Annotated in this window: 30 protein-coding genes; 7 read left to right on the forward strand and 23 right to left on the reverse strand. The window is 64.6% G+C overall.

Annotated elements, in window-relative coordinates; all coding sequences use genetic code 11:
- Positions 1 to 10: 10 nt before the first annotated feature.
- From D9V34_RS07010 to D9V34_RS07025, 4 genes are read right to left on the reverse strand one after another with little or no spacing between them, the layout of a single operon-like run.
- Positions 11 to 853, reverse strand: a complete 843-nt coding sequence (locus D9V34_RS07010) for an ABC transporter ATP-binding protein (protein ID WP_220700553.1) — start codon at positions 851 to 853, stop codon at positions 11 to 13.
- Positions 850 to 2,646 (reverse strand): dipeptide/oligopeptide/nickel ABC transporter permease/ATP-binding protein, encoded by a 1,797-nt coding sequence (locus D9V34_RS07015; protein WP_121688128.1) that lies wholly within the window; start codon positions 2,644 to 2,646, stop codon positions 850 to 852. The genes D9V34_RS07010 and D9V34_RS07015 overlap by 4 nt, the downstream gene beginning before the upstream one ends.
- Positions 2,643 to 3,584, reverse strand: a complete 942-nt coding sequence (locus D9V34_RS07020; RefSeq protein WP_121688129.1) for an ABC transporter permease — start codon at positions 3,582 to 3,584, stop codon at positions 2,643 to 2,645. The genes D9V34_RS07015 and D9V34_RS07020 overlap by 4 nt, the downstream gene beginning before the upstream one ends.
- 24 nt (positions 3,585 to 3,608) lie before the next feature.
- Entirely contained in the window at positions 3,609 to 5,138 is a 1,530-nt protein-coding gene (locus tag D9V34_RS07025; RefSeq protein WP_121688130.1) for an ABC transporter substrate-binding protein, read from the reverse strand.
- Positions 5,139 to 5,310: 172 nt separating this feature from the next.
- On the opposite strand from D9V34_RS07025, the gene D9V34_RS07030 reads away from it, so the two are divergent.
- From D9V34_RS07030 to D9V34_RS07040, 3 genes are all read left to right on the forward strand, one after another.
- A complete protein-coding gene (locus tag D9V34_RS07030) occupies positions 5,311 to 5,970 on the forward strand; it encodes a TetR/AcrR family transcriptional regulator (RefSeq protein ID WP_183091891.1) in 660 nt (219 codons plus the stop codon).
- Positions 5,967 to 8,207 carry a glycoside hydrolase family 3 C-terminal domain-containing protein gene (locus D9V34_RS07035; RefSeq protein WP_121688132.1) on the forward strand — a complete coding sequence of 747 codons (2,241 nt, stop codon included), beginning with the start codon at positions 5,967 to 5,969 and terminating at the stop codon, positions 8,205 to 8,207. The genes D9V34_RS07030 and D9V34_RS07035 overlap by 4 nt, the downstream gene beginning before the upstream one ends.
- A gap of 227 nt (positions 8,208 to 8,434) precedes the next feature.
- Positions 8,435 to 9,415: an ABC transporter substrate-binding protein gene (locus D9V34_RS07040; protein ID WP_220700554.1), complete on the forward strand. Its 981-nt coding sequence runs from the start codon at positions 8,435 to 8,437 to the stop codon at positions 9,413 to 9,415.
- Positions 9,416 to 9,422: 7 nt separating this feature from the next.
- On the opposite strand, the gene D9V34_RS07045 is transcribed toward D9V34_RS07040, so the two are convergent.
- Together D9V34_RS07045 and D9V34_RS07050 are read right to left on the reverse strand one after the other, a co-directional pair.
- On the reverse strand, positions 9,423 to 10,796 hold the full coding sequence (locus D9V34_RS07045) for an arsenic transporter (RefSeq protein WP_121688133.1): 1,374 nt from the start codon (positions 10,794 to 10,796) through the stop codon (positions 9,423 to 9,425).
- A gap of 141 nt (positions 10,797 to 10,937) precedes the next feature.
- Positions 10,938 to 11,306 carry an ArsR/SmtB family transcription factor gene (locus D9V34_RS07050; RefSeq protein ID WP_220700555.1) on the reverse strand — a complete coding sequence of 123 codons (369 nt, stop codon included), beginning with the start codon at positions 11,304 to 11,306 and terminating at the stop codon, positions 10,938 to 10,940.
- Positions 11,307 to 11,389: 83 nt separating this feature from the next.
- Between D9V34_RS07050 and D9V34_RS07055 the strand changes: the two genes are divergently transcribed.
- Both D9V34_RS07055 and D9V34_RS07060 read left to right on the forward strand, forming a co-directional pair.
- On the forward strand, positions 11,390 to 11,797 hold the full coding sequence (locus D9V34_RS07055; RefSeq protein WP_121688134.1) for an arsenate reductase ArsC: 408 nt from the start codon (positions 11,390 to 11,392) through the stop codon (positions 11,795 to 11,797).
- A 9-nt stretch (positions 11,798 to 11,806) separates the two neighbouring features.
- Positions 11,807 to 12,472: an SDR family NAD(P)-dependent oxidoreductase gene (locus tag D9V34_RS07060; RefSeq protein ID WP_121688135.1), complete on the forward strand. Its 666-nt coding sequence runs from the start codon at positions 11,807 to 11,809 to the stop codon at positions 12,470 to 12,472.
- Between the two features lie 60 nt (positions 12,473 to 12,532).
- On the opposite strand, the gene D9V34_RS07065 is transcribed toward D9V34_RS07060, so the two are convergent.
- The 15 genes from D9V34_RS07065 to D9V34_RS07135 all read right to left on the reverse strand — a co-directional run bounded on the left by D9V34_RS07065 (position 12,533) and on the right by D9V34_RS07135 (position 23,153).
- Complete coding sequence (locus tag D9V34_RS07065) at positions 12,533 to 13,243, reverse strand: hypothetical protein (RefSeq protein ID WP_121688136.1); 711 nt, start codon at positions 13,241 to 13,243, stop codon at positions 12,533 to 12,535.
- A gap of 2 nt (positions 13,244 to 13,245) precedes the next feature.
- Positions 13,246 to 13,560 (reverse strand): hypothetical protein, encoded by a 315-nt coding sequence (locus tag D9V34_RS07070; protein ID WP_121688137.1) that lies wholly within the window; start codon positions 13,558 to 13,560, stop codon positions 13,246 to 13,248.
- Positions 13,561 to 13,567: 7 nt separating this feature from the next.
- Entirely contained in the window at positions 13,568 to 13,849 is a 282-nt protein-coding gene (locus tag D9V34_RS07075; RefSeq protein ID WP_147441640.1) for a hypothetical protein, read from the reverse strand.
- A gap of 50 nt (positions 13,850 to 13,899) precedes the next feature.
- Positions 13,900 to 14,547, reverse strand: coding sequence for a hypothetical protein (locus tag D9V34_RS07080; RefSeq protein WP_121688139.1), 648 nt, complete (start codon positions 14,545 to 14,547; stop codon positions 13,900 to 13,902).
- Between the two features lie 38 nt (positions 14,548 to 14,585).
- The gene (locus D9V34_RS07085; RefSeq protein ID WP_121688140.1) at positions 14,586 to 15,293 is read right to left on the reverse strand and encodes a hypothetical protein; all 708 of its coding nucleotides are present in this window, start codon (positions 15,291 to 15,293) and stop codon (positions 14,586 to 14,588) included.
- A 158-nt stretch (positions 15,294 to 15,451) separates the two neighbouring features.
- Entirely contained in the window at positions 15,452 to 16,552 is a 1,101-nt protein-coding gene (locus D9V34_RS07090) for a hypothetical protein (protein ID WP_121688141.1), read from the reverse strand.
- Positions 16,549 to 17,379 (reverse strand): hypothetical protein, encoded by an 831-nt coding sequence (locus D9V34_RS07095; RefSeq protein ID WP_121688142.1) that lies wholly within the window; start codon positions 17,377 to 17,379, stop codon positions 16,549 to 16,551. Before D9V34_RS07095 ends, D9V34_RS07090 begins: the two co-directional genes overlap by 4 nt.
- 2 nt (positions 17,380 to 17,381) lie before the next feature.
- Positions 17,382 to 19,274 carry a phage tail protein gene (locus D9V34_RS07100; RefSeq protein WP_147441641.1) on the reverse strand — a complete coding sequence of 631 codons (1,893 nt, stop codon included), beginning with the start codon at positions 19,272 to 19,274 and terminating at the stop codon, positions 17,382 to 17,384.
- Between the two features lie 129 nt (positions 19,275 to 19,403).
- Positions 19,404 to 19,742 (reverse strand): hypothetical protein, encoded by a 339-nt coding sequence (locus tag D9V34_RS07105; RefSeq protein WP_121688144.1) that lies wholly within the window; start codon positions 19,740 to 19,742, stop codon positions 19,404 to 19,406.
- A 35-nt stretch (positions 19,743 to 19,777) separates the two neighbouring features.
- On the reverse strand, positions 19,778 to 20,089 hold the full coding sequence (locus tag D9V34_RS07110) for a hypothetical protein (RefSeq protein ID WP_121688145.1): 312 nt from the start codon (positions 20,087 to 20,089) through the stop codon (positions 19,778 to 19,780).
- 102 nt (positions 20,090 to 20,191) lie between these two features.
- Positions 20,192 to 20,749, reverse strand: a complete 558-nt coding sequence (locus D9V34_RS07115; protein WP_121688146.1) for a phage tail tube protein — start codon at positions 20,747 to 20,749, stop codon at positions 20,192 to 20,194.
- A 91-nt stretch (positions 20,750 to 20,840) separates the two neighbouring features.
- Positions 20,841 to 21,218: a hypothetical protein gene (locus D9V34_RS07120; RefSeq protein WP_121688147.1), complete on the reverse strand. Its 378-nt coding sequence runs from the start codon at positions 21,216 to 21,218 to the stop codon at positions 20,841 to 20,843.
- A 37-nt stretch (positions 21,219 to 21,255) separates the two neighbouring features.
- Entirely contained in the window at positions 21,256 to 21,591 is a 336-nt protein-coding gene (locus D9V34_RS07125; protein WP_121688148.1) for a hypothetical protein, read from the reverse strand.
- Positions 21,588 to 21,947, reverse strand: a complete 360-nt coding sequence (locus D9V34_RS07130) for a hypothetical protein (RefSeq protein ID WP_121688149.1) — start codon at positions 21,945 to 21,947, stop codon at positions 21,588 to 21,590. The genes D9V34_RS07125 and D9V34_RS07130 overlap by 4 nt, the downstream gene beginning before the upstream one ends.
- Positions 21,948 to 22,511: 564 nt before the next feature.
- Positions 22,512 to 23,153 carry a hypothetical protein gene (locus D9V34_RS07135; RefSeq protein WP_147441642.1) on the reverse strand — a complete coding sequence of 214 codons (642 nt, stop codon included), beginning with the start codon at positions 23,151 to 23,153 and terminating at the stop codon, positions 22,512 to 22,514.
- A 197-nt stretch (positions 23,154 to 23,350) separates the two neighbouring features.
- Here D9V34_RS07135 and D9V34_RS07140 point away from each other — a divergent pair, with 197 nt between their 5' ends.
- Positions 23,351 to 23,800, forward strand: coding sequence for a helix-turn-helix transcriptional regulator (locus tag D9V34_RS07140; RefSeq protein WP_183091892.1), 450 nt, complete (start codon positions 23,351 to 23,353; stop codon positions 23,798 to 23,800).
- Between the two features lie 2 nt (positions 23,801 to 23,802).
- On the forward strand, positions 23,803 to 24,192 hold the full coding sequence (locus D9V34_RS07145; protein ID WP_183091893.1) for an ImmA/IrrE family metallo-endopeptidase: 390 nt from the start codon (positions 23,803 to 23,805) through the stop codon (positions 24,190 to 24,192).
- Here D9V34_RS07145 and D9V34_RS07150 read toward each other — a convergent pair.
- On the reverse strand, positions 24,189 to 24,800 hold the full coding sequence (locus D9V34_RS07150; protein ID WP_147441643.1) for a TetR/AcrR family transcriptional regulator: 612 nt from the start codon (positions 24,798 to 24,800) through the stop codon (positions 24,189 to 24,191). The genes D9V34_RS07145 and D9V34_RS07150 overlap by 4 nt on opposite strands.
- A gap of 137 nt (positions 24,801 to 24,937) precedes the next feature.
- Entirely contained in the window at positions 24,938 to 25,234 is a 297-nt protein-coding gene (locus D9V34_RS07155) for a CHY zinc finger protein (RefSeq protein WP_342772993.1), read from the reverse strand.
- Between the last annotated feature and the right edge of the window lie 5 nt (positions 25,235 to 25,239).

Here is a 25,239-nt window from a genome sequence, read left to right on the forward strand (position 1 = left end):
ACCGTCTGGATTATCGCGGGGTGGACGCAAACTCGCGCTCATAGGCGGCCCGGCGCGCGGCCTGCTCGGCGGGCTGCGCGATCGGGGCCGAGAGCAGGAGCTTGCGGGTATAGGGGTTCTGCGGGTTGTCGGTGACCTCCCGCGCGGTGCCGGTCTCGACGATGTCGCCGCGGTAGATCACCGAGATGCGGTGGCTCATATAGCGCACCACCGCCAGGTCGTGCGAGATAAAGAGGTAGGACACCCCGGTCTGCTCCTGGATCTCCAGCAGCAGTTCCAGCACCGTGCGCTGGGTCGTGAGGTCGAGCGCCGACACGGCCTCGTCGCACACGATCAGCTTGGGGCTGATCGCCAGCGCCCGGGCGATCGCGACCCGCTGGCGCTGACCGCCGGAGAACTCCCGCGGCAGCCGCTCAAGCGCATCCGCGGGCAAGGACACCCGATCCAGGAGCTGGCCCACCCGGCGCTTGGCATCGCGCGAGGTGTAGCCCTGGGCAAGCAGCGGCTCGGAGAGGGTGTCACCGATCGAGATCGCCGGGTTCAGCGAGGTGTAGGGGTCCTGGAACACCACCTGGATATCGCGACTGAGCGAGCGACGGTGCCGGGCCGAGAGGTTGTCGATCCGCTTCCCCTGGAAGAGGATTTCGCCCCCGGAGACCGGAGCCAGTCCGAGGATCGCCCGGCCGATGGTGGTTTTGCCGGAGCCCGACTCCCCCACCAGCCCCATCGTCTCGCCCTCACGGACGTCGAGGGAGACGCCGTGCAGCACCTCGTTGGGGGACTTCCGGAACCCCGTGCTGCCAAACGCGACGCGCACGTTGTTGACCTCAAGGAGCGAGTTTTCCCGGGTCATGCGGAGACCTCCGTGGATCGGGGCTGCCATTCGGGACGCGCGTCGACACCGTCGAGCGCGGCCCCCAGCAGCTGGCGGGTATAGGGGTGTTCGGGGGTGACCAGGATCTGCTCGGTCGTGCCCTGTTCGACGATCCGACCCTGCTGCATGACCGCCACGCGATCGCAGAGGTCGGCAACCACGCCGAGGTTGTGGGTCACGATCAGCACGCCGATGCCGCGGTCCGCGCGCAGGCGACGCAGCAGGCTGAGCACCTCGGCCTGCACGGTCACATCCAGCGCGGTTGTGGGCTCATCGGCCACCAGCAGGTCGGGGTCGCAGGACATGGCCCCGGCGATCAGCACCCGCTGCGCCATGCCACCGGAGATTTCATGCGGGTAGGCGGCGAAGGTGCGGGCGGGATCGGCGATCTCCACCATCTGCAGCAGCTCCAGCACGCGCGCCTTGGCCGCCTGCTTGGAGAGTCCCAGGCGCACGCGCAACGGTTCGGCGAGCTGATCGCCGATCGTGAAGGACGGATCGAGGTTACTCATCGGCTCCTGCGGCACATAGGCCACCACGGTGCCGCGCAGCTCGCGGTGCTTCTTCTCGGCCAGGCCGATGACCTCGATGCCCTGAATGGTCACGCTGCCACGGGAGACCGATCCACCCTCGGGCAGGATGCCCAGGATCGAGAATGCCGTCTGGCTCTTTCCCGAACCGGACTCCCCGACCAGGCCGAGGATTTCCCCGGGCTCGATGTCGAGGTTGATGCCGTGCACAACCTCGCGGTCACTCCCGTCGGCCAGCTCGTAGCTCACGGCCAGGTCGCGGATCGAGAGCAGCGCGCCGCGACTTACGGGGGCCGGCACCGAGGTGCTGGGAACCACGGCCGCGGGGGCAGCGTTCTTGCGGGTGCGACGGCGGGCCGCGGGGGCACCACGCTCGCCCAGCACGTCGGAGAGCCCGCTGGCCAGCAGTACCAGCGAGGCGCTGGTGAGTCCCAGCGCCAGGCCGGGCCAGAGCAGCAGCAGCGGCGCGCGCTGAATGTTCTGGAAGGCCTCGTTGAGCATCGCGCCCCAGGTCGGGGTGTCGCCGCTGGTGATCCCCAGGAACTCCAGACCCGCCTGCAGGCCGATGGCCACACCGGCGACCAGGGCCACCTGAATGATGATCGGCGCGCGCACCACGATAAAGACGTGACGACCGATGATGCGCCAGTCCCGCAGACCCGATACCCGGGCGGCGTCCACATACAGCTCGTTGCGGACGTTGCCCACGATGCCGCGCACCAGGCGGAAGAAGCTCGGGGCCACCAGGACACCCATCACGATCATCAGGACCCAGACGGTCGGCCCGAGAATCGCCCGCGAGGCCAGCAGCACCACCATCGCTGGGAGGGACATCACCAGGTTGACGATCCAGCTCGAGGCCGAATCGAACCAGCGCCCGTAGTATCCGGCGATCAGACCGGTCGGGATGCCCAGGACCAGCGCCACAATCAGCGCGATCCCCGCACCGCTCATGGTGTTCTGGGCACCCCAGATCAGGCGGCTAAAGACGTCGCGTCCGGCCGAGTCGAAACCCAGCAGGTGGGTTCCGTCGGCGGGACCGAAGGCATCCTTGAGCGAGGAGGCACCGGGATCAAACGGGGCCAGCAGCGGCGCGAAGATCGCCACCAGCACCACGATGGCCAGCACAATCGCCGCGGCCACGGCCAGGGGCTTGCTCAGGAAGCGGCGGAACGCGGTGACCGGGCGGGCCGTGGGGGCCAACGCAATCGCGGCGGTCGAGTCCGGAATGGGATCACTCATGCGAGTCTCGCTTTCGGGTTGAGCCAGCTCACCACGACGTCCACGAGGAGGTTAATAACCACCACGCCGATCACCGTGAACATCACCAGGCCCATGATGATGGGGATATCACCCCGGGTTGTATAGGAGACGGTCATGCTGCCAATACCCGGCAGACCGAAGATCTGCTCGACGATGACCGCGCCGCCCAGCATGCCCACAAACTGCATGCCGAGCACCGTGAGGGCGGGGGCCGAGGCGTTTCGCAGCACGTGCCGGAAGATGATCCGGCGCGGGCTCAGCCCCCGCGAGCGCAGCGTGCGCACGTAGTCCTTACGCATCACCTCGATGACCGAGGCCCGCACCTGCTGGGAGACCCCGGCGATCGAGCCCACCGAGAGGGCCAGAATCGGCAGCGTCACGGTCGAGAGCCAGCCCGCCGGGGAGGTGAAGAAGTCGACATAGCCGATCGCCGGGAACCAGCGCAGCTGAACCGCAAACACCAGCACCATGATCAGGGTGACCAGGAAGCCGGGCAGCGCGTACCCCACGACCCCGATGATCTGGACAAACCGGTCGGCGGCGCCGCGGCGCACACCGGCCCAGATCCCCAGCGCAAACGACACAACCGCGGTGATCAGGGTCACACCCACCATCAGGGAGAGGGTGACCGGGATCCGGTTGCCGATCGCGCTAAGCACATTCTCGCTGGTGAACCAGGACGTGCCCAGATCACCCCGGAGCGCGTTGCCCAACCAGGTGAGGTACTGCACCAGTACCGGCTGGTTGAGGCCGAGCTCCGCGTTTATTGCGTCAACGAGGCTCTGCTCCGCCGCCTGACCGAGCAGGACGCGTCCCACATCGGTGTGCGGGGCCGAGAGCAGAAGGAATGCTATTGCCGAGATGACAAACAGCAGGACGATGCTCGCCAGGAGTCGTCGAATGAGAAAGGAAATCATGGTCGTGGGGACGAGCCTTACCTGTTACTTGGCCGGGGTGTAGTTGTAGATCGACGGCACGGCCATACCCGACTGCTGGGTCACGTTGACACTGCCATCGGTGACCAGGGCGTAGGTCTGGCGGTAGAAGGGGATGAACCAGCCCTGCTCGACGATGTGCTTGTTGAGCGCCTGGGCATCGGCCTTCGAATCGGCCACGGACTCGTGCTGGATCTTGGTGATCAGCGCGGTGGCCTCGGGATCGGTGTACCCGAAGATGTTGAACGAGCCCGGCTGCAGCTGGCTGGAGATCATCAGCCAGTCATTTGCCGGCTGGCCGAGGCTCAGCACGAGGCCGGGGAAGCCCTTATCGGTGAAGATCTGCTTGAGCGCGGTGGCCTGATCCACGTCCTGCCAGGTGAGTTTGACCCCCACCGCGGCGAAGTCGGCCTTGAGCGAGGCGGCGAGCGCATCGTCCACGATGGCCGCCATCCGCGGCAGGGTCAGGTCAAACCCGTTGGCGTAGCCGGCCTCGGCCAGGAGTTCCTTGGCCTTCTTGGGGTCGTGGGTGTAGTAGTTGTCCAGCGATTTGTCATAGCCCAGGGTGTCGGTACCAAACATCTGGCTGGTGGTGACGCCGAGGCCCTGACGGATCTGCTTGAGCATGGTGTCGCGGTCGATGGCATAGTTCAGCGCCTGGCGCACGCGGGCGTCACTGAGGGCCGGGACCATCGCGCCGGCGCGGTCGAACAGGATGATGCTTTGCACGTCGACGTTGGAGTCCTGGATCTTCAACTGTGCGTCCTGCTTGGCCGCGGCGCGCTGGTCGGCGCTCTGCAGCAGGGCGGTGTCGATCTGGCCGGTCTTCAGGCCGTTGACGATCGCGTTTTCATTGTCGAAGACACTCAGGGTCAGCGTCTGGTACGGCAGCTTGTCGCCCCAGTATTTGGCGTCGCGGTCGTAGACCCACTTGGTGCCGATGACCGTCTTGCTCTTGTCCAGGTCGTAGGGGCCGGTGCCATCGGGGGTGGTCTTCAGCGAATCGGGGTTGGCAAAGGCGGCGGGGTTGGCCATCAGTCCGGCCGAGTCGCTCAGGCGGAACAGCAGGCTGGGGTCCGGGGCGCTCAGCGCGATGGTGACGTGGGTGGGGTCTACGACGGTGACCTCGGAAACGTTTTTGAGACCCTTGGAGTCAGCTCCGGTGCTGGCTCGGAATCGGTCGATGTTGGCCTTGACCGCTTCGGCGTTGAAGGGTGTGCCGTCGTGGAACTTCACGTCGTCGCGCAGGGTGAGCGTGAGCTGGGTGTTGTCGGCGTTGTACTCCCACTTGGTGGCGAGCATCGGGGTGAAATCGCCGTTGGCCTGGCGACGGATCAGGGTGTCATAGACCGCCTGGAAGAACGGCACGTTGCTGCCGGTGGCGTTGATCGGGTCCAGGCTCTGCGGGACCGTCAGCGTGGCGATGTTGAGGGTGTCGGATGCCGCCGGAGATTGGGCTGCGCCCGCACATCCGGACAGCAAAACACCCGTGGCGAGGGTGAGTGCGGCAAAGCCACTCCACTTTCCAAGTTTCATAGTTCTAAACCTCGTTGCTTAGATCACTGATCGAAATCGGGATCGGGTTGGGGGGTCCCCAGTTGGGGTGTACGTCATCCTATACACATTTTTCTACCATGTGGTACTTTTTATTTTCAGCGGGGCATTCGCGCCGCCACACACCGGATTTCAGCGAGGAGATGAGGACCCAGTGACCCCCACGCCACCGACTCGCAAGGGCGGGCAGACCCGCACCCGCATCATCGACTCGGCATTTGAGCTGTTTGCCGAATCGGGCTTCAAGGGCGTCTCGATCCGCGAGATCGCGGCCAACGCCCACATCAGCCACGTGGGTCTACTGCACCACTTCGGCAGCAAAGACGAGCTGCTACTCGAGGTGCTGCGTCGCCGAGACAGCTCGGATATTGCCGAGCTGCGCGAGGGTGCCCACGGACTCGAGGTGCTCGAATGGGCGCTGCACGTGATCCACGACAACGTCTATCGCCCGGGCATCGTCTCGCTGTTTGTGAAGGTGTCCAGCGAGGCCACCGACCCCGAGCATCCGGCGCACGTTTTCTTCGCCGATCGCTACGAGCTGCTGTGCACGGTGGCCGGACGCGCCTTCGCCGAGCTCTTTGCCGAGTCACCGCCCCCGGTGGACATCTCCCCACTGGATGCCGCACGGCAGTTTGTCGCCCTCGCCGACGGTCTGCAGCTGCAGTGGATGCTCGCGCCGGACCGCGTCACGACCTACGATTCACTCGTGGTCTTTCTGCGCACCCTGGGGATCACCCCGCGGCCGGCTCCCAGTTTTCCCGAGTATCGCCCCGGCGTTACCGCGGGCCACCCCGAAAGGACACCGATTCGATGACATCCCCTTCCCCCGACTCCCCCGCCGAGCTGACCCTCGAAGAAAAAGCCTCGCTCACCTCGGGCAGCGCCACCTGGTACTCCACCGCCGCCGGAGATATCTCGCGACTGATGCTGACCGACGGGCCGCACGGCCTGCGTCGCCAGCAGGAGGGCGGCGACAACCTCGGCATCGGCGACAGTGTCCCGGCCACCTGCTTCCCGCCTGCCGTGGGCCTCGGGTCCTCCTGGAACGTGGACCTCGCCCACCGCATCGGCGAGGCGCTGGGCCGCGAGGCTCGCGCGCAGGGGGTGCACGTGCTGCTGGGTCCGGGCATGAACATTAAGCGCTCCCCGCTGGGTGGGCGCAACTTTGAGTACGTGTCCGAGGACCCGCACATCACCGGACGCATCGCCGCCGCCCTGGTGCGCGGCATCCAGTCCCGGGGTGTGGCCGCAACCCCCAAGCACTTCGCGGTCAACAACCAGGAGACCGACCGCATGCGGGTGAGCGCCGACGTGGATGAGCGCACCCTGCGCGAAATCTACCTCCCGGCGTTTGAGCACGTGGTGACCGAGGCCAAGCCCTGGGCGCTGATGTCGGCCTATAACCGCATCAACGGCACCTTCGCCAGCGAGGACCCGGCGCTGCTCACGGACCTGCTGCGCGGCGAGTGGGGCTTTGACGGCGTGCTCGTGTCCGACTGGGGTGCTGTGAATGACCGGGTCGCCTCGGTTGCCGCGGGCCTCGATCTGGAGATGCCGCCGTCGGACACGGATGCCGAAATTGTGGACGCGGTCAACAACGGCACCCTCGATGAGGCCGTGCTGGACACCGTGGCGGAGCGCCTGCGCCTGCTGGCCGCGCGCACCACCGACCCGGCACTCGCGACCGATCCGGTGGATGTGGATGCCCACCACCGCCTGGCCGCCGATGCCGCGGCCGAGGCGATGGTCCTGCTGCGCAACGAGGGTGACCTCCTGCCGCTGGATCCCGCCGCCGACGCGCGGATCGCGGTGATCGGCGAGTTCGCCCGCACCCCGCGCTATCAGGGTGGCGGATCCAGCCGCGTGGTTCCCACCCGACTATCCGGTGCCCTCGAGGAGATTACCGCGCTGATCGGCCCCGAAAACGTCGCCTTTGCACCCGGATTCTCGCTCACCGATAACCCGGACACCGCCGCAGCCCTGACCGAGGAGGCCGTGGCCGCGGCGACCGGTGCCAACCGGATCCTGCTGTTCCTGGGCCTGCCCGACGGCTTCGAATCCGAGGGCTTTGACCGCGACACCCTGGCGCTGCCCGCCGGACAGCTCGCGCTGCTTGAGCGCCTGACCACCCTGAACATCCCGATCGTCGTGGTGCTCTCCAATGGGGCCACGGTCGAGGTGGCGGAGTGGGCATCCTCGGTGGAGGCGATCCTGGAAACCTGGCTGCTGGGCCAGGGCGGTGGTCTGGCCACCGCCGAGGTTCTGTTCGGTCTGGCCTCCCCCGGCGGGCGCCTGACCGAGACCATCCCGCTGCGCCTCTCGGACACCCCGTCGTTCCTGCACTTCCCCGGACGCGACGGACACGTGGGGTACGGCGAGGGCGTCTATGTGGGCTACCGCCATTACAACACGCTGGATGTGCCGGTCGCCTATGAGTTCGGCTTCGGCCTGGGCTACACCCGCTTCGACTATGACGATCTCGCCGTGGTGCCGGGCACCGATCCCCACACCTGGTTGGTGTCGGCCACCGTCACCAACGTCGGCGAGCGCGCCGGATCCGAGGTGGTCCAGCTCTATGTGGGCACCACCGAGAACACGCCGACCCGCCCCGCCCAGGAGCTGCGCGGATTCGCCAAGGTGCACCTGGTCTCCGGGGAAAGCGAGCGGGTAACCCTGCACCTGAACGCCCGCGACTTCGCCACCTGGGATGCCGGCCAGCACCGCTGGCGCGTGGATGCCGGGGCCTACACCGTGCAGGTCGGTTCCTCCTCCCGGCGCATCCACCTGAGCGAAACCATTGCGGTGCCCGGAGACGACTGGGTGTCCGAGCTCAGCGAGTACTCCACCGTGGGTGAGTGGTTTGCGCACCCGGTGGGTGGCCCGCTGCTGCAGAGCGTTCGGGACCGAATGGAGGCGTTTGCCGCCGGCGGTGCCCCCGAACTGCTGCGGATGGTGGAGCAGGTGCCGATCATCAAGCTGGTGTCCTGGAAGATGGGCCTGACCCTGGAGCGGGTGCGCGAGATGGTGGCGTTTGTGGCCAGCCAGCGCTAGCGGGGGGACGTTTGGGAATGGGCACGCCGTGGCTGGCCGACGTCCAGACACGGCGTGCGTTCCCACCTTCTTCTCCCTGTAACGCTGTGCGGGGCCGCGCACATGACCCCACGTGACTGGATGTGACGCACGATCACCCCGAAGCCTCCCCGGACCCGTTGACGCGCGTACCGTGATCCGCACCCGGGCGCGCACCCGCACCCCGGGAATCGGGGAGGGAAACACTCATGGCAAACACGCGTGGAATTGTGATCGGTGCAGCGGTGCTGGCGCTGCTGGCGGCCGGGATCACCTGGGGACTGGTGGCCGGTCCGCTGCGCCCCCAACAGACGGATGCGACCGAGGAGCGGGTGTACAGCGACCCCGACCAGCAGCGCGAGCGCGTGCGCACCCCGGCCATCCCCGAGGCGGTTGCCGAGCTCTCGGCCAGCGGTTTCGCCCCGGCCACCGCCGGAAAACTCACGGTCGCCATCAGTCCGTTTACCCCACCGCTGGGCTATGTCTCCGAAAACGGGGCCACCGTGGGGAGCGAACCGGATACCGCCCAGCTCATCGCCGACGGCCTGGGTCTCACGCTCAACCTGGTGGTGGTGAGCTGGGCCGACTGGCCCCTCGGGGTCGAGTCGGGCAAGTACGACCTGGTGATTTCCAATGTGGGGGTCACCGAGGAGCGCAAGGACCTGTTTGACTTTGCAACCTATCGTCGCGGGCTGCACGCCTTCACGGTTGCCGCGGACTCGCGGATCACCCGCATCGCCGAGGCCAAGGATGTGGCCGGACTGACCCTGGTGGTGGGGTCGGGCACCAATCAGGAGCAGATCCTGCTGAACTGGGACCAGGCGAACCGGGCGGCCGGGCTCAAGCCCCTCACCCTGCAGTATTTTGATGACGAGGCCGCCTCGCTCCTGGCACTGAAATCCGGCCGGGTGGATGGCATCCTGGGCCCGAACCCCAGCGCGATCTTCCGCGCCACAGCCGATCAGGAGGTCCGGGTGGTGGGCACGGTGGAGGCGGGCTGGCCGGATATCTCCGATGTGGGCGCGGCCACGGCGCGCGGCAATGGGCTGGCGCAGCCGGTACACACCGTGTTGCAAACCCTGATCGACACCGGGACGCTCGCCCGAGCCCTAGAGCCCTGGGGCGTGGCCGAGGAGATCCTGCCCACCTCGGCACTCAACCCGCCGGGACTGCCCCGACGCGAGAAGTAGCGGCGCGCTATCCGATGATCAGCAGCCAGCCGGCCAGGCTCGCCAGCGAGATCACCAGCACCGGCAGGGTCAGGACGATGCCGGTCTTGAAGTAGCGTCCCCAGCCGATGTGGATGCCGCGGCGGTCCAGCACGTGCAGCCACAGCAGGGTGGCCAGGCTGCCGATCGGGGTGATCTTGGGGCCGAGGTCCGAGCCGATCACGTTGGCGTAGATCATCGCCTCGTGGGTCAGCCCGGTCGCCCCGGCGGCACCGATAGCCAGGGCCGCGATCAGGACGGTGGGCAGGTTGTTCATGATCGAGGCGAGGATCGCGACGATCACGCCGACACCCAGGGCGGTGATCCACACGCCATGGTTGCCGAGCTCGGCAAACACCCCGGCCAGGTGATCGGTCAGGCCCTGATTACGCAGCCCGTACACCACCAGGTACATCCCCACCGAGAAGATCACGATCTGCCAGGGTGCCTCGCGGACGACCTTGGTGACCGAGATGCGCCGCAGTCGTACGCTCCCATCGGGGGCCGTGCCCGCCCCCTCGCCCGAATCAAGGGATTTCGCCCGACTGAAGAGGAACGCGGGCTGTCGGGCGGCCACCAGGATCAGCGCGAGCGCACCCACGGCGGTCACAATGGAGAGCGGGATGTGCAGCGGGTCGGCCACAAAGTAGCCCACCAGCAGCACCCCGAGCACCACAAAACCGGCGGTGAAGGTCAGCGGATCGCGAATCGCCGAGCGTGGGTCGGGCGCGGAGGCCGGATCGTAGCGTCGGGGAATCGAGCGTCTAAACGCCAGGTAGAGGACGCCGAGGCTCGCCGCCACGGTCACGATCCCCACCGGAACCATGACCAGCGCATAGCGCGCAAAGTCCACCCCAAAGTAGTCGGCGCTGACGATGTTGACCAGGTTGGAGATGACCAGGGGCAGGCTGCCGGCGTCGGCGATAAACCCGCAGGCGAGCACAAAGCCCAGCGACGCGCGGGCCGAGAATTTCAGGGCGAGCAGGATCTGGATCACGATCGGGGTGAGGATCAGCGCCGCCCCGTCGTTGGCAAACAGCGCCGAAATCACCGCACCGAGCAGGATCACCAGGACAAACAGCGCGCGCCCGTTGCCGCGTCCCCAGCGGGTCACGTGCAGGGCCGCCCACTCGAAGAGTCCGGATTCATCCAGGATGAGCGAGATCAGCACGATCCCCACAAACGCGAACGTCGCATTGCCCACAATGTCCCAGACGGTGGGGATATCACTCAGACTCACCACAGTGGTCAGCAGCGCCAGGGCGGCACCTCCCAGGGCGCTCCAGCCGATGCCGAGTCCGCGGGGTTGCCAGATCACCAGCACCAGGGTGATGACAAAAATGGCGATGGCAACAACGGTCACGTGGGGGCTCCTTGGCCTGCGGGGATGAATTGATTATGCGCCCTGATGGGGCCCCAGACTCGGCGCGGCGCAACAATTTTGAGTCGAGTGAGCCGTGTCCGGCCCGATACCGTGGGCTGGCGGCGAGGGGCCAAACGGGCCCTAAAGCGCCTGTACCTCGGCGCCCAACGCGGCCAGCGCCCCGGGCACCAGACCAAAATAGGCCCAGGTTCCGCGCTGTTCGCGGGTGAAGATACCCGCCTCCACCAGGATCTTCAGGTGGTGGGAGACGGTGCCCTGGGTGAGGCCCAGGGGTTCGGTCAGATCGCAGACGCACGCCTCGCGGTTCGTCTGCGCGGACACCAGGGAGATGAGTCGCAGGCGGGTGGGATCGGCGATCACGCGGAGTCGGGCGGCGAACTTTTCGGCCTCGGCACGATCGAGCGTGGCCGCCGCTTCCCCGGGCTCACAGGTTTCGGCGCGTCCGGAGATATCGGTGAGCGCCAGGGTGAGGGGTGGGGTGTGCGACACGAGGTCTCCAATTCATATTGATGGGCATCAATGTATAGTCATCCTATACATTGATCCCCATCAATATCCACCCGAGGAGTCTCATGCCCCCCATCGCCACCGTCCTGTTTGTTTGTGTGCACAATGCCGGCCGTTCCCAGATGGCCGCCGGCTTCCTGGAGCACCTGGCCCAGGGCCGCGTGGATGTGCGTTCGGCCGGGTCCGAACCCCGGGAAGCGCTGAACCCGGTCGCGGTCGAGGCGATGGCGGAGGTGGGCATCGATATCGCCGCCTACTCCCCCAAGATCCTCACCACCGATGCCGTCCGGCAGGCCGACGCGGTGATCACGATGGGCTGCGGCGACACCTGCCCCATCTTCCCCGGCAAGCGCTATGAGGATTGGGAACTCACCGATCCCGCCGGGCAGGGCATCGAGACCGTCCGCGGCATCCGCGACGAGATTCGCGCCCGGGTCGAGGTGCTGCTGGCCGAGCTCACCGCGGGCCGCTAGACTCGCGGCATGTCCCTCGCTCTGATCACCGGGGCCGCCCGCGACAACAGCATCGCCGCTGGTATCGCCGCCGCGCTCCGCACCGCCGGCTGGACGGTTGCCACCAGCGACCTGCACGGTGCCGACTATCCCGCCGACCTCACCGTGCCGGGCGGACCCGAGGCCCTGATCGATGCGGTGGTGCGCGATCACGGCCCGATCGAGGCGCTGATCCTCAGCCACGCACACGATGTGGAATCCGGACTCTTCGACACCAGCGCGGAGAGTTTTGACCTCCATGTCTCGGTCAATGCCCGCGCCAGCTTCCTCCTCCTCACCGCCTTCGCCCGGCAGGCACCCGAAACGGGTGGGGCAATCATCGCGCTGACCAGCGATCACGTGACCGGCAACCTCCCCTATGGCGCGTCAAAGGGAATCCTGGATCGCGTGGTCATCTCGGCTGCCCGAGAACTGGGTCCGCGCGGCATCTCGGCCAACGTCCTCAATCCGGGCCCGATCGATACCGGTTGGATGGATGATGACACCCGCGCCGAACTGACCCGACTCACCCCGCAGGGTCGGCTGGGAACCCCGGCCGATATTGGCGCCTTCGTGACATTTCTGGTGTCCCCGGCGGGACGCTGGATCTCGGGTCAACTCCTGCACGCCGACGGCGGAATCTCCGCGCGCTACTAACTCGGTTAACCACAAAAACGGGGCGGTTCCTCTCGGAACCGCCCCGTTTTTCCGGGTGCGCTAACCCTGAGCGCGAGCAATCTTCGCCGCCAGCGCGCTCCCGCGTGCCTCGGCTTCGGCCACCAGGATGGCCACCTCGGCCTCGGTGAATCCGGTGACGGTACCAAAGGCACGACCGTTTACCGCGATCGACGCCCCCTGATCCCCACCGGGTGCGGTGTACACACGGGCACTAAACTCCGAGATCAGTGCGATGGTGCCCGGTTTGGGCGAGGTTGCGTGAACAATCTTGGGCATAAATTCTCCTTCGGGTGTGGGCTCGGGTTGGGGCGGCCGAGGAACGGCCACGGATACGGTGTTGCCCAGGTAGGCTCCGGGCCCCCAGGCGTAGCCGACGTAGCGCACCGAGGGCCATCCGCGCGCCATGTCATTGGGATCGACCAGGGCGGATTTTCCGCGGGTGGGGAAGTCGATCGTGGCCACGCGTCCGCCGGCACCCTTGAGCGCGATATGCCCCAGACTGCCAAAGGTGTAGTACAGGACGGAGCCCTCGGGAGCCTCGGAGATTGGGCCCGTGCGCAGCGCCCCCAACTGCCGTACCCGGGTGAGTGCGGCGGCCGCGTTCGGATAGGGCATCACCCGGTCCGAACGCGGGGCTCCAAACGCGCGGTCGACCTCCTCCAGACACCAGCCGGCGCGCACGGCACCCCGGGCGACCAGGGCCCGTGCCGCGGCGGGACCGTTGAGGACCAGGGGAACGTTGCCGGCCATGCCTACCCTCGATTCTCGGCGCGCGGGGAAGACCCGAACGGTGTATACGTGCGCAGCCAGCGATCCACGGCGGGGATCGCCATAATACGGCTGATCACGGCCGCCACCGTGGTGATCGCCGCGGCGACCCCGAGCAGCGCCGTGCGTACGCCGGCCGGCAGGCTCTCCCCCGCCTCGGCCAGGATCGCCTGAATAATCTCGGGCACAATCGCGACCAGCGAGATGACCGCCGGAATTCCCACGGCCAGCACCGTGCGCCAGACTCGCTGATTGCGAAACCAGATTTCCCCCGAGGGGGATGCGTGTTGATGAGTCATGTTTCTCCTATCGTGGAAGGTCCTTGGGCCACTCGGGCGGCGGTGCGCCACGGCCCGCGAAAATATGGGTGCGCAGTTGGTGCGCGTACGAGCGGTATCCGTCGAGGTAGCGCTCCAACCGATTCACCCGCTCATCCTGGGCGGTGGCACGCCGGTCGGCGTCCTCTCGATACCTCGACAGTTCCTTCTGCAACTGCGAGATCAGCTCGGACGCCGCCGTGCTCCCGGTCTGCCGCAGGGCCGCTCGGTAGGACAGGATCGCCGCGACAACCGCTCCGGTGAGCGGCATCGCGGCGATCAACAGCGGAATCAGCCAGCTGGGGACCTCGGTTTCAGGCGTTACAGATCCCCAATTCGCGTGATGCTGAACTTTCCATTGAGCGTGGTGTTTGAATCCCCGTTGTTCTTATAGATGTCCACACGCACAATTTCCCCCGCACGCAGTCGCGCATTGGGAACGTTTACCGACCACGCGCTTTCCGAGAGGATACCCATGGTGCGGCCCAGCTCAACATCCGCGATCCGCAGCATCAGCAGCGACCGTCCGCCCATCGGCCGGCTAAACACCGCGTAGTAGTTGATCGCGTATAGTCCATCGGCGACAATACGGATCTCGCCGTTGCGAAAAAACGTGCCGACGGAGGCTGTGGACCGGGCGGCATCACGGGTGAAAACTCCGACATCCGACACCCGGTTGTCCACCAACCCGCCTACCTGGGTGGTGAACTCCTCGTGTGCGAAGTACGGACGCCACGCGCCCGACCGGGACTCGTACAGCCGACGTTCGGTGGTGTCGTACCACTGCAGCCCCTCGCGGTGATACGCCCACTGGGTGCGTCCTTCAATTCCGTCGCGCGGTCCAAGCAGGCGCGTGGCGCCCTTGGCCGCGAAGTCGCTGACGGCCTTGAAGTCGGCGCCCAGCGTTACAGCCGAGGTGTCGAGGATGATCGGCTGCCCGGTTCCCGGGTCTCGTGAACTAACTGCCATTATTTCTCCTTTGGTTATGGGGCCCAGCGGGCCCAAAATTATCGGGTTCCGGTGATACGAATTGCGCCCGAGAGCGGATCACCCGGCACGCCGGCAAACTGGTTGTCACCGGTTGTTGAGGTGATCCCCACACCGCGTGCGGATTCGGCCTGTAGTGCAGACACCAAGCTGCTAGGGAGGACAACCCAATCCCGAGCCGAATCCAGGGGGATCTGAGCGGTCAACACCGGTGCCCCCGTGGGCGCTTGGGCGTGGGTATGAACACCCAAAACCAGCGTGTTTTCAAGCCTTATCGCCGGAAGATAGATCGAGATGGTTTCGACCGAGGCACCCACCAGGGTGTTTGCCAAGGCGCTTCCGTAAAACCACGCGCCGCTTCGTCCGGGTGCGGCGAGAAGCTCACCGTCGGACCATCGGTTCTCCGACTCAAGATAGGTTGCCGACGTAACCGCCTGAACGGTCACATCAAAGCGCGTGATACTGGGCGGTTTAATACCGGGCGTACCCACCGAGGGTGCATCGGTGGTGGGCTTGCCGATGATGACCCGGTTAGCCCAATCGATGGTGACCGGATCTCCCACCTGGACAGACAGCCCGCTAATCATGCCCAGCAGATAGTCCTGGTCCCCCACGGAAACCGTGTGCTGGGTCGAGCCCAGCGCCGTGATTCGGCCCCGCGAAACCAGGGGAACAGCGGGGCCGGTCAGCAACCAGGTTCCCGCCTGGTTGATCAGTTGCACGCTCATCCCCTCAACCGGTGGTGTATACCCAGAACAGCGAACCGGGACTGTGGAGTCCCCCACATTTACCAACGCAAAGGGCCCGTCCATCCGAACAAAAATGGCCGTACGGGCCTCGACCTGTGGCACCGAGCGTTCCACTCGTGCCAGACGTTCTCCCATGCTCATCGCATCACCCTCGGCACTTCCAGTTTGACCGTCATCAGGGCCGCGGCCGAACGAGATACAGACAGTACCCGTCCGGAAAGGCCCGCCCCCTCGACGCGAATATGATCGTTAATTTGAATCCGTGGATCGGTCACACACTGGATCTGAACCTGATAGTTTTGCCCGCCCACGGAGTTTTCGAGAATCGCATTCATCGCCTTGAGGGCGGCCGCCCGGTCGCGCACAGCATCGGAGGAGTGATATTCGGTATACACCCCGTACGGACCGCCCACGGCCAGGGGGCCCGAGGTGATTTCCACCGGCGGCACAGTGATCGGGTTCCGATTCGAATCCTCGTAAATGCCCACCACCCGGTTGTACACACCATCGGTCTTGATTTCGGTATCGATCTGGGTGATGGTGCCCTCAGCCCCGAGGCGGAGGGTCCCGACCACGGGCCCCAGCTGAGCCGGTGCGACCGTGAGTTCCCCTCGCGCGGTGAGCACCATCCGGCCGCCCAACAGCTCGGCAAGCTTCTGAACTGCCGCGAGTCGTCCCCCCTTCTTCGCTTCCCAGACCAACCCGCCGGGCAGGACCACGTCGGGAACGTTCTGCACGATGGGGCGACCCGAGATGCGACGCACCTCGTTCCATGCGGAGCCGCGCTGAGGCGGTGTTTCGGGTGAGGAAAACCCGTGTCGGTGGATGACGCGATCAAGCCCATCCCACACGATCGGGACCAGTGAGGAGGCGACAATATCCCCCACCACGGTGTCCTCGCCCCGAGGATTCTCGGTTACTTTTCCCCAGCCCAGCTGTACCCGTTCCTCGTATCCGCCGGCCGAAATGATCTGGGAAATCACCACGGACGCGCGAAAGGCCGAAAAGATACCGGCCGTTCCCTGCGCGAGCAGGGAACGGCCGAACGGATCCGAGGCAATGATCGTGGCGGATCCGGAGGATTTCACCTCCGCGGTCAGATCCTCGGCCCACTGCCAATCGGTCAGGGGCACATCCGCCGCAACACGCTCTGACCCGTGCATAACATCACACACCAGTCGTGTCTCAAACGATCCGCGCTCCAGAATCTGCGCGGTCTGATCGGTTACCTGTCTCATGCGCTCCTCGCAATATCGATTCGGCGCGCAAGCGTGGCATACGACTGATTGTCGGAGCCGGCCGCAGCGTAGCTGTCGTAATACGCATTGAGGTGGGCGTATGTCAGCAGGGGCACAAAGATCCCCGGTGCCGGCGGGAGTGCCTGCGTCGCCTGCATCTCGTGAATGACACCGAGTTCATCGGCGGTTCCGCTCACCTCCTGCATGTCGGTACCGCCCGGCAGAGCGGCATAGAACGGCGAGGGCAACAGCCGCCCCTGTCCCGCTCCAAAACGGAAACACACGATCGGAGTGAGGGGTTTATCGGGTGTCCCCAGCATCGCCAGCATGCGCTCAACATCGGCCACGGTATCGGTATAGATCGCGAACTTCACCCCGGTCACGCCGGCACGCCCCGTGCCGACCCAGATGGAATCAGCCCGTCCCAGTGGGAGCACCAGGTGCCCCTGTGGCGGGCGTCGCACGCTCTCCTCCGAGCCCTCGAGTAGACGAACGCGCACGGCCCCGTCGGGATCCAGCGGATTGTGGATCCAGGAATCGGTAAACCCCAGCTCGATCGTGCGTGATCCGGTCCAGCCCAACGAGTTCCCACGTGCATCAAACATTTCGGCCTGATAGGACGCGGGACCGGTCGGAACCGCACGGTCATAGCCCACGTAGCTTCCCACCGTGGGCTGACGGATCGCGCCGCGCAACTCCCGCACGGTCCCTCCAGTGGTGACCCAGACGGTGATCGTGGCGGTGCCCCGAGCCAGGGAACCAAAGTACACCTCGGCGATTGGCGCACCACCCGGAGGCGTAACGTCACGAATCTCAGGTTCAAACATGGTTATCCCACCCATCCGAGTCGTGCAAGACGACCCTGTTCGGTTTCATATGCGGCTAGGCGCTGATTCGCCTCGACCCGCATGCGGCCAATCAGCGCGCCATCGGAATCGCGGACAACGAGTTCGCTCGGGCCACGAGGTGCGTCACGATCAGCACCCAGCGCGTCATAGAATTTCTGATCCAGCGGCACGACCGCCTCGCTGTGGCGGCCCTCGCCGATGTTGGCGAGGATTCCGCCGGGGCGTGCCTCGACGATGCCACCGGCTGCAAGCCTGGGAATCTTGGGGATGTTGTACCCAAAAGTTTGCCCACCGATTCGTGGGATCCAATCGGGCACGGTGACCTTGATCGAGTTCAGACCATTGATCATCCCGTTGACCAGATCGATCAGGGCGTTGAGCGGACCACGAACCACGTTCAAAACCGCCTGGAACGCGTTGCCGATGAAATTCGCAATCCCCGAGAATACGTTGTTAATCGTGCTGCCCACCGTGTTAACGATGGACACGATCAGATCAAACGTGGGCTTGATAATCGAGTTCCATACCCAGCTCAACGCCGCCCCGATCGCGTCAAACGCGGGTTTGATCGCGTTTGCGTAGAGCCAGGAAAACACCGCTCCGGCCGCCTGAATCGCCGCAGAGATCAGCGCTACAACCGGCAGAATGATGGTCTCGTAAATCCACTGAAATACCGCCGCAATCGCGTTGAATATCGGCATCACCACGTTCTCATAGAGCCAGGTAAAGATCGCCCCCAGCCCCTGAATAGCACCGACGATGAATCCGATGATCGGCATGATCACCGTTTCCCACAGCCAGGTGAACACCGCCCCGATTAGGGCGAAAATCGGTTGAACAAAGTTCTCCCACAGCCCGGTGAAAATAGCACCCAACACCGCGAAACCTAGCAGCATCTGCACGATGTACGGCGCGATCACGTTGTCGTAAATCCAGAGGAAGATCTCCCCGATCAGGTCAAACGTGGGTTTGATATAGGTCTCGTAGAGCGCAGCAATCGCCTCACCCAAACCATTCCAGGCACCCACGATCCAGTCGACCACGGGCTGAATCACCGATTCCCAGAGCCAGGTCACCGCGTTTCCGATGAACTCGGTGACGTTTTGCCAAATCTCCTTGCCGGTCTCGGTTTGGGTGAAGAACCAGATGATCGCAGCGACCAGTGCAAGCACCGCCGAAATAATCAGGACGAGAGGGTTGACCGACATCACCAGCGCAAACGCCGCTTGTGCGGCGGTAGCCACGTACACCGCCGCGGCGAAGACGCCAATCCCCACTGCCACCGTGCTCAGGAGGTCCTTGTTTTCACCGATCCAGCCGAAGAGGTCCCCGATGGTTTTCACCATGTTTTCGATGGCTTCTCGGGCATCGGCCCCCACCTTGACCCACCCCTGAAGGTCATCGCCGAATTTGGCTCGCTCCCCGGAACCCATGGAGAGTCCGTTGAGGAAATCCTTGAGCCCCGCGACGATGTCCTTGAGGACCGAGCCGATCCATACACCCACGTCCTTGGCGATCGGGCTGAGTTTCTGAAGGAATTCCCCCACCGAGACAAACAGGTCCTTCAGCTGCGGGAAGGCGCCCGACATGACATCGGCGGCGAGGCCGTCCACCGCGTCGTTCATTCCCTGGACAGCGTCCTTGAAGGTGCCGCCCGAATCTCCCGAGGCCGCCTCCAATTCGCTGAGCTTGGCAATGCCTCGGTTTACGAACTCGCCGGCACCGGACATGATTGATGTACTCACATCCTTCATGCCCTTGGACACCATCTTGTTCACCGCGGCGACATACTTGTCGCCGATGGCGCTGCCGGCCTTTTCGGCGGTCGTTGCCACCTCGTTGCCACCCAGCGTGGCCTCGATTTCTGATTTCACCTCACTCTCGGATACCCGCGCTTTAATCTGCAAATAGTTTTCTGCTATGCCAGCTCCTGTGGCCATACTCCCCCTTAGAATCACCGAAGAGCACTTACTCTTCGCGTCGTTTTCTGCCCGTCCCGGGCACTACTCTCGCTGCTGTCGACGGCGGTATGCCTCGGCCTTACGCGTCATGACCCGCTCCTGCTCACGCCGTTCGTGGGCGTAGGGCGGAGGTGCAGCGATTTCGGGTTTGGGGCCCTTTCGCCCGCCCTCGGACCAGGCGACCATCTGAATCGTGTGGGCTACCGCCTGCCCGGCGCGGATCGCGTCGGAAATGGCCAACGGACCGCCCACCGATTGCCACAGCGCACTTCCGGCGGGCAGGTAACTCACCAGGTCCGCAAGCTCGGTGAGGAGCATGGTCCGCGCACGCAGAATCGTGGGAAGACTCAGCCCATATTCGGCCCTCAGCGCGGCCGTCAACGCACCGAAATGCTCGTTGACGGCCTCACTGAGGATTAGGAGTTTGGGGCGATGGCCTCAAACAGTTCCTTGACGAATGCGGATCCCTCCTCCAGCGAAACACGACCGTTTTCGCCGCGCAGACCGTCCATCACCCGATCGAAGTCATCACCGACCAGACGGTGCAGCATCGAGGGCAGCCGGACAGCATCGCGCTTCTGCGCCGCCGCCAGGTCGTCCAGCAGTTCGAAGTCGTCCATGACGTCCTTCGACACCGTCAGGTCAATCCCGCGCACGGTCACCCGAAAGGCACCGTCCACAACCTCAACCTTTTTCTTGTGATCCTGCGGCTTCTTTACCTCGCCCAAAACCCGTTCTCCTTCAGTTCGTTTTATGTTGTTGTCGGCCCCGGTGGTTGGCGGGTGGGACGGGGCCGAATTCGCCCCACCCGCCGGTGGTTACCGTGACGCCTACGGCTTGAGCTGGCTCTCCAGATCGGTGGAGAACACGGTGTACTCGCCGATGATCTCGCCGAGCATGCCGAAGCCGGCGATGTCGGCGTTGGAGTAGACGCGGTCGCCGTCGGGAACGATCTCCAGACGCTCGATCACGGTGCGCTCCTTGACGGTCTGGTCATCGGTGTCGAACTTGTCGATGACGCAGGCGCGCGGCGAGACCCGCTGACCCGCACCGCGACGCTCCGTGCGCACGCCCTCGGCGGTCACCGCATTCTTGACGTCGTAGCGGATCTCACGGGTGAGCGCCTTGTCTTCCAGGGCCACAAACTTCACCTGGGTGCCGGGGGATTCGATTCGCGACCGCACGACACCGGTGTTCTGGTGACCGCGCAGCTCGGACTTCGAACCGGTCGGGGTTTCGGTGATACCGTCCGCGTGCAGCCAGCCGGTGTCCTGGAAGGAGGCATCCAGTGCCTCGCCGATGGTGGTCGGAAGCTTGGTTCCAACGGGTGCCAGGTACACCGCGTCGGCACCGCCGAAAATACGTGCCAGATCAGCGTTTACAGTCATATGACTTCCCTTCATGTCGCCCGTTCGGGCATTAAGAAAGGCCCCACCCGGTTGGGTGAGACCACGTTTATTGGTGATACCTCGTGTGAACTCAGATGCGCCGAGCGCGCACCCGAAGTTCGACCGTGCCCGAGTATCGGGCCCGGCCGGTATCGGGATCGGGATCGAAGTACGGTCCCGAAATCTCGGTCAGCCCGCGCACCAACGACATCTCCATATAGTCGTTAAGCAGCACGGACCGGACCCGCTGAGCGGCGACGGCCGCGTCGGCCTTGGACGTGCCCCAGGCGGTCCAGGACACCCTGGCCGTCTCAAGAGCACGGTTATCGGCGACGCCACCGATACGCACCACGCGGGTGAAGCGATCCGGAATGGTCGCCGGCACAAATCCCTCAACCTGGCCCTCTACGCGGCCGGTCAGGAAGGTTGCGAGCATCGCTTCCACTTCCGGAAATTCAATTCGTCCCATGTGTGAACCTCGTCAATCGTTTGTTGTGCACTCGGCGTTACCCCTGGACGTGGCGGAGGTCCACCACCATCCCCATCGGCCCCATGCTCGGGTGCCACCAGGAACGAGGTTCGCTCTCCACCGCGTAGGTTCGACCGCGCAGACTCACTCGGTCGTGCACGCTCAGCTCGGAATCGGCCGGGACGTAGACGGTCGCCGTGCGAATCAGACGGTCATGGCCCGGGGTGCGTGGCTGGGTCGAGGTCATTTCCTCTACCGCCAAGACCGGCAGCGGTGCGGCCGGCGCAAAGCTCCCGATGGGCTGGCCATGCGGATCCTCACCCCCGGAGACAAAGCGGAACCAGTCGGCCGTTTCGGATACGCGTCGGGTCACGCGCTCACCCCCGTTCCGGTGAGCTTGGCAAGCTCATCCGAGCTCGGCACCAACCCCAGCGGGACACCCTCGGGATAGGTGCGCGTTTCCCGGAACGGTCCGGTCACGATGGTGATCTTGCGCACACCTTCGGGATTGCGCAGTGTCCGCAGAACCATCGCAATCACCACGTCTCGGGTGCGCTCCCGCAGCTCTCCCGGCGGCTGTTCCGCATCGATTCGCGCCTGAATATCGGGTACCCGGAATCGAACCTCACGTTCGGCTCGGTCGATCCAGGTCTGGACAAGCGCGGGATTGTCGGGCGCATCCGCCCCGATCCACGACGCAATCACATCTTCGGCTAACACCCAGGACATGACTCCCCTTTCTGTTCGGACGGATCATCCGGACTGGCCGGAGTACCGCATGTAGTACTCGGACGGGACCCGTCCGAGGCGAGCGTTTTTCATCCACGCCTTGTTTCGACGGTCCTGTTCGCGATCATCATCGCCACACACTTCCGCCGCCCAGGGGGAGGAATACTCGGCCCCACAGGTGGGGCACGGATAGCCGCTCATGTTTTCCCTTCATTTTTTGCATCGGGGCCGAGACCCCCTCGGTCTCGGCCCCACCCGCAGCGCGGGCCTTTGGGCAAGCTCCCCCGCTTGCCCCCACCTTCCCCTGCGTGATGCAGGGAAAGGTGGGCGGCAGCCCCACAATGGTGATGGTGATCACCCGCCCGAAGATGAATGCATCTTCGAAGGTCTCGGTGCACAGGTGGTGAGTGGGTGCTGCTCGCGCCGGGGAATGAAAAATGCTCCACGGCCCGAGGGCTGCGGAGCTTCTTTCACTTTTTGGCGCGACTCATCGCCGCAGAATCAGTATGGCACACATATTCGAATTAACGCAATACTTTTTTATTATTCTTTCGAATCTTTGTTCTATGCCATTTGAAAACGCAGGGCGCGTAACTCCGATTCACCGTGCCACTCCCACCCACAGCCGGGCACCCGACAGAAGGCGTGCGCCTCGTCTAAATCAGCCATATCGCGGGGATACTCAACCACAATGGGATGCGGGAGCATCTCCCCCGAGGACCCAGGGAACGATTCCGCACCGCAGATCACGCACGCCCCCGCGAGCTCAATACGACGCGGAGGTGCGAGGATCCGGGGAATCTTCGCGGCCCAGGACTCCAGCTCAGCCCACTCCCCCTCACCCCAGGCATCCAGCCGAATGGCCGCTTCGGCCCACTCACAAAGAGCCTCCGACAGTGCCTCCGAATGCCCCAGCCCGCATCGACCGCGCCACCCGGCGAGGGTGCGTCGGATATACATCACCTCGTCAAACGCACGCGAATCCAGGAGGGATCCCGTGGCCGCACCGCGCATGGAACCGCCGCCCCCGCCACTGATACCGGTCGCATCACGCATCGAGGATCGCACCGCCCGCTGCAACTGCTCCAGCAGACTCGGCAACTCCACTCGATGAACGCCGCCACGCTCAAGCATCACCTTCGATGCCACCGGCGAAGCCAGGCGACCCACCAGCTCTCGCAACGATGCGGCATCTCGAATTCGCACACTCCCCATTTCATTCATTTCCAAAACCCCTCTTCCCTTCACGGTCTCCCGGCGCCGGGCATGGAACACCGACACACGTGAACCATAGGACAAAAGAGGCAACTTAAGCAAATATGGCAGTGCTGCATTTCTGTTCTTTCCGCCAGATCTCGCGAATAAAGTTGCATAAATTGCTTACCCTTGCCTATGGTCAAGGTATGGCAATTAGTTGGCAGGATCTCAAGGACGCCCGAGACGCCGCGGGCCTCACTCAGCGCGAACTCGCACGGCGGATTGGTGTTCACCAAAAGACGATCGTCAACTGGGAAGCCAGCGGGGTACCCAAGAAATCCGAGTATCGCGTCATCCGTGCGCTCGGCACACACCTCCCTGCCACCTCGCCCTCACTCGAGCCCGCGACACTCCGAGCGGTTGAACCAGTATCCGGTCGCGATTCGCCCTCAAGAATTCGCCGCAAACTCGCCGAATTCTCCGATATCGAGCTCCTCAGTGAGCTTCACGATCGTGCACGCGAGCGTGAGCAGCAACCGGACAATGTCACACCCCTGCGCGACTATGGATCCACTGAGTACATCGAACTGACCGAAGAAGATCTCCGCGTAGCCTCACACGACGACGGCGGGGAGCCCGAGTTCCCGAACGGATAACCGTGCAGCAGTACAACCCCCACGAGCACGCTCAGCAGCTGGGCATCAGGGTGAGACATCAGACCCTGGGAAAGCGCTATGGGCTCTGGGTGCCACGCATCGGAATGATCCTGCTCCGACCGGGCATGGCCGCACGTCACGAGCGCTCGGTGCTTGCGCATGAGATTGCTCATGCCGAATACGGTCACACCACCGGGTCCCGTAAGGAGGAGCGTCTCGCCGACGTTCTCGCCGCTCGCCGACTGATCGCTCCCGCTGCCATCGCGGACGCCATGCGTTGGACCCAGGAGATACCCGAGTTGGCGATCGAACTGGGCGTCACCGAACACATCGTGAAAACCTACCTGGATGAGATTTTTCCGACTGCCGGCTCCGACCGTCGCGAAGCCTAGCGGCGCGGCCGCCCGGCGACGCCCTCGGCGTCGCTGGCCACGCGAACCCGCAGGCCGAGACTGGGTGCCAGGGTGGCAACGGCGCGATCCAGCTGATTGAGGAACAGCTCCACGTCCGTGGCGGCATGGGGTGATCCCAACCAGGAATGCTGGGCAGCACGCACGGCAACCACAAACACCTCAAACAGGAGCCGGGCACGCAGTGCGGGCGACCCCGAGTGATTGGTAATGGCCGCGGCAACGCCGTCGGTCATCCCCGCGCAATACCCCAGGTTGTGAGCCCGGATCGAGGCATGCTCACCCTCCAATCGGAGCGCCGTGCGCATGCTGGCCAGCCAATCCGGGTCGCGCTCGGCGCAGACCCGAGTGGCCTCGGCGAAGGACTCCTGCACCAGCGCAAAGACCGAAATCCCGGGCTCCATCTGACCTAACCGACGATTCAGCGCCGCCTCAAAACCCTCCCACTGGTCCCGTAGCGGCAACGTCGCCGCATCCTCGCGCCCCGAGAAATAGCGGAAGAAAGTGCGTTTCGACACCCCGACCTCGGCGCACATCCGGTCCAGGGTAGGGCCGTTCGGAGCAAACGATGCCTGTGTGGCGGATGACAATGCACGCCGAGTATCGGCTTTCTTCCGCTCTCGAAGACCGCTCCCGGTTGCACGCGGTGGTACTGTCGCCATGCCCCCAAGATATCATTTTTGACACGCGGTGGCATTTGCCCCGGCGTGCCGCGGCCTGAGTAGCCTCACCCCAAGGAGGCAAAATACAGCGGATAGTGCAGGGCACAGGACGGGTTGAACCGTGCGGCGCAGGACGGGCACGAATCCACCGCCAGATAGTCGGTGACCGAAAGCTCACTCCGGCACACCCCGCACAGCACCGCCGGGCGATCGCGGGCATCCGCGGGCCACGGCACCGCGTCATGATCAGCCGTCTCCTGATGACACAGGTGGCAGGGATAGTAACGATCACAGCAGATAAAACGGATCGCAATCACATCGAGTTCGGTTGCATAGTGGATACAGCGAGTCTGCTCATCCACGGTCG

It is taken from the genome of Mycetocola lacteus (assembly GCF_003667575.1).
In the GTDB taxonomy this organism is placed as follows: domain Bacteria; phylum Actinomycetota; class Actinomycetes; order Actinomycetales; family Microbacteriaceae; genus Mycetocola; species Mycetocola lacteus.

Excerpts from the sequence above, each read along its gene's own strand:
- D9V34_RS07010 (WP_220700553.1), bottom strand. The coding sequence starts at position 853 with ATGACCCGGGAAAACTCGCTCCTTGAGGTCAACAACGTGCGCGTCGCG.
- D9V34_RS07015 (WP_121688128.1), bottom strand. The coding sequence starts at position 2,646 with ATGAGTGATCCCATTCCGGACTCGACCGCCGCGATTGCGTTGGCCCCC.
- D9V34_RS07020 (WP_121688129.1), bottom strand. The coding sequence starts at position 3,584 with ATGATTTCCTTTCTCATTCGACGACTCCTGGCGAGCATCGTCCTGCTG.
- D9V34_RS07025 (WP_121688130.1), bottom strand. The coding sequence starts at position 5,138 with ATGAAACTTGGAAAGTGGAGTGGCTTTGCCGCACTCACCCTCGCCACG.
- D9V34_RS07035 (WP_121688132.1), top strand. The coding sequence starts at position 5,967 with ATGACATCCCCTTCCCCCGACTCCCCCGCCGAGCTGACCCTCGAAGAA.
- D9V34_RS07040 (WP_220700554.1), top strand. The coding sequence starts at position 8,435 with ATGGCAAACACGCGTGGAATTGTGATCGGTGCAGCGGTGCTGGCGCTG.
- D9V34_RS07055 (WP_121688134.1), top strand. The coding sequence starts at position 11,390 with ATGCCCCCCATCGCCACCGTCCTGTTTGTTTGTGTGCACAATGCCGGC.
- D9V34_RS07060 (WP_121688135.1), top strand. The coding sequence starts at position 11,807 with ATGTCCCTCGCTCTGATCACCGGGGCCGCCCGCGACAACAGCATCGCC.
- D9V34_RS07065 (WP_121688136.1), bottom strand. The coding sequence starts at position 13,243 with ATGGCCGGCAACGTTCCCCTGGTCCTCAACGGTCCCGCCGCGGCACGG.
- D9V34_RS07070 (WP_121688137.1), bottom strand. The coding sequence starts at position 13,560 with ATGACTCATCAACACGCATCCCCCTCGGGGGAAATCTGGTTTCGCAAT.
- D9V34_RS07075 (WP_147441640.1), bottom strand. The coding sequence starts at position 13,849 with ATGCCGCTCACCGGAGCGGTTGTCGCGGCGATCCTGTCCTACCGAGCG.
- D9V34_RS07080 (WP_121688139.1), bottom strand. The coding sequence starts at position 14,547 with ATGGCAGTTAGTTCACGAGACCCGGGAACCGGGCAGCCGATCATCCTC.
- D9V34_RS07085 (WP_121688140.1), bottom strand. The coding sequence starts at position 15,293 with ATGAGCGTGCAACTGATCAACCAGGCGGGAACCTGGTTGCTGACCGGC.
- D9V34_RS07090 (WP_121688141.1), bottom strand. The coding sequence starts at position 16,552 with ATGAGACAGGTAACCGATCAGACCGCGCAGATTCTGGAGCGCGGATCG.
- D9V34_RS07095 (WP_121688142.1), bottom strand. The coding sequence starts at position 17,379 with ATGTTTGAACCTGAGATTCGTGACGTTACGCCTCCGGGTGGTGCGCCA.
- D9V34_RS07115 (WP_121688146.1), bottom strand. The coding sequence starts at position 20,749 with ATGACTGTAAACGCTGATCTGGCACGTATTTTCGGCGGTGCCGACGCG.
- D9V34_RS07120 (WP_121688147.1), bottom strand. The coding sequence starts at position 21,218 with ATGGGACGAATTGAATTTCCGGAAGTGGAAGCGATGCTCGCAACCTTC.
- D9V34_RS07130 (WP_121688149.1), bottom strand. The coding sequence starts at position 21,947 with ATGTCCTGGGTGTTAGCCGAAGATGTGATTGCGTCGTGGATCGGGGCG.
- D9V34_RS07140 (WP_183091892.1), top strand. The coding sequence starts at position 23,351 with ATGGCAATTAGTTGGCAGGATCTCAAGGACGCCCGAGACGCCGCGGGC.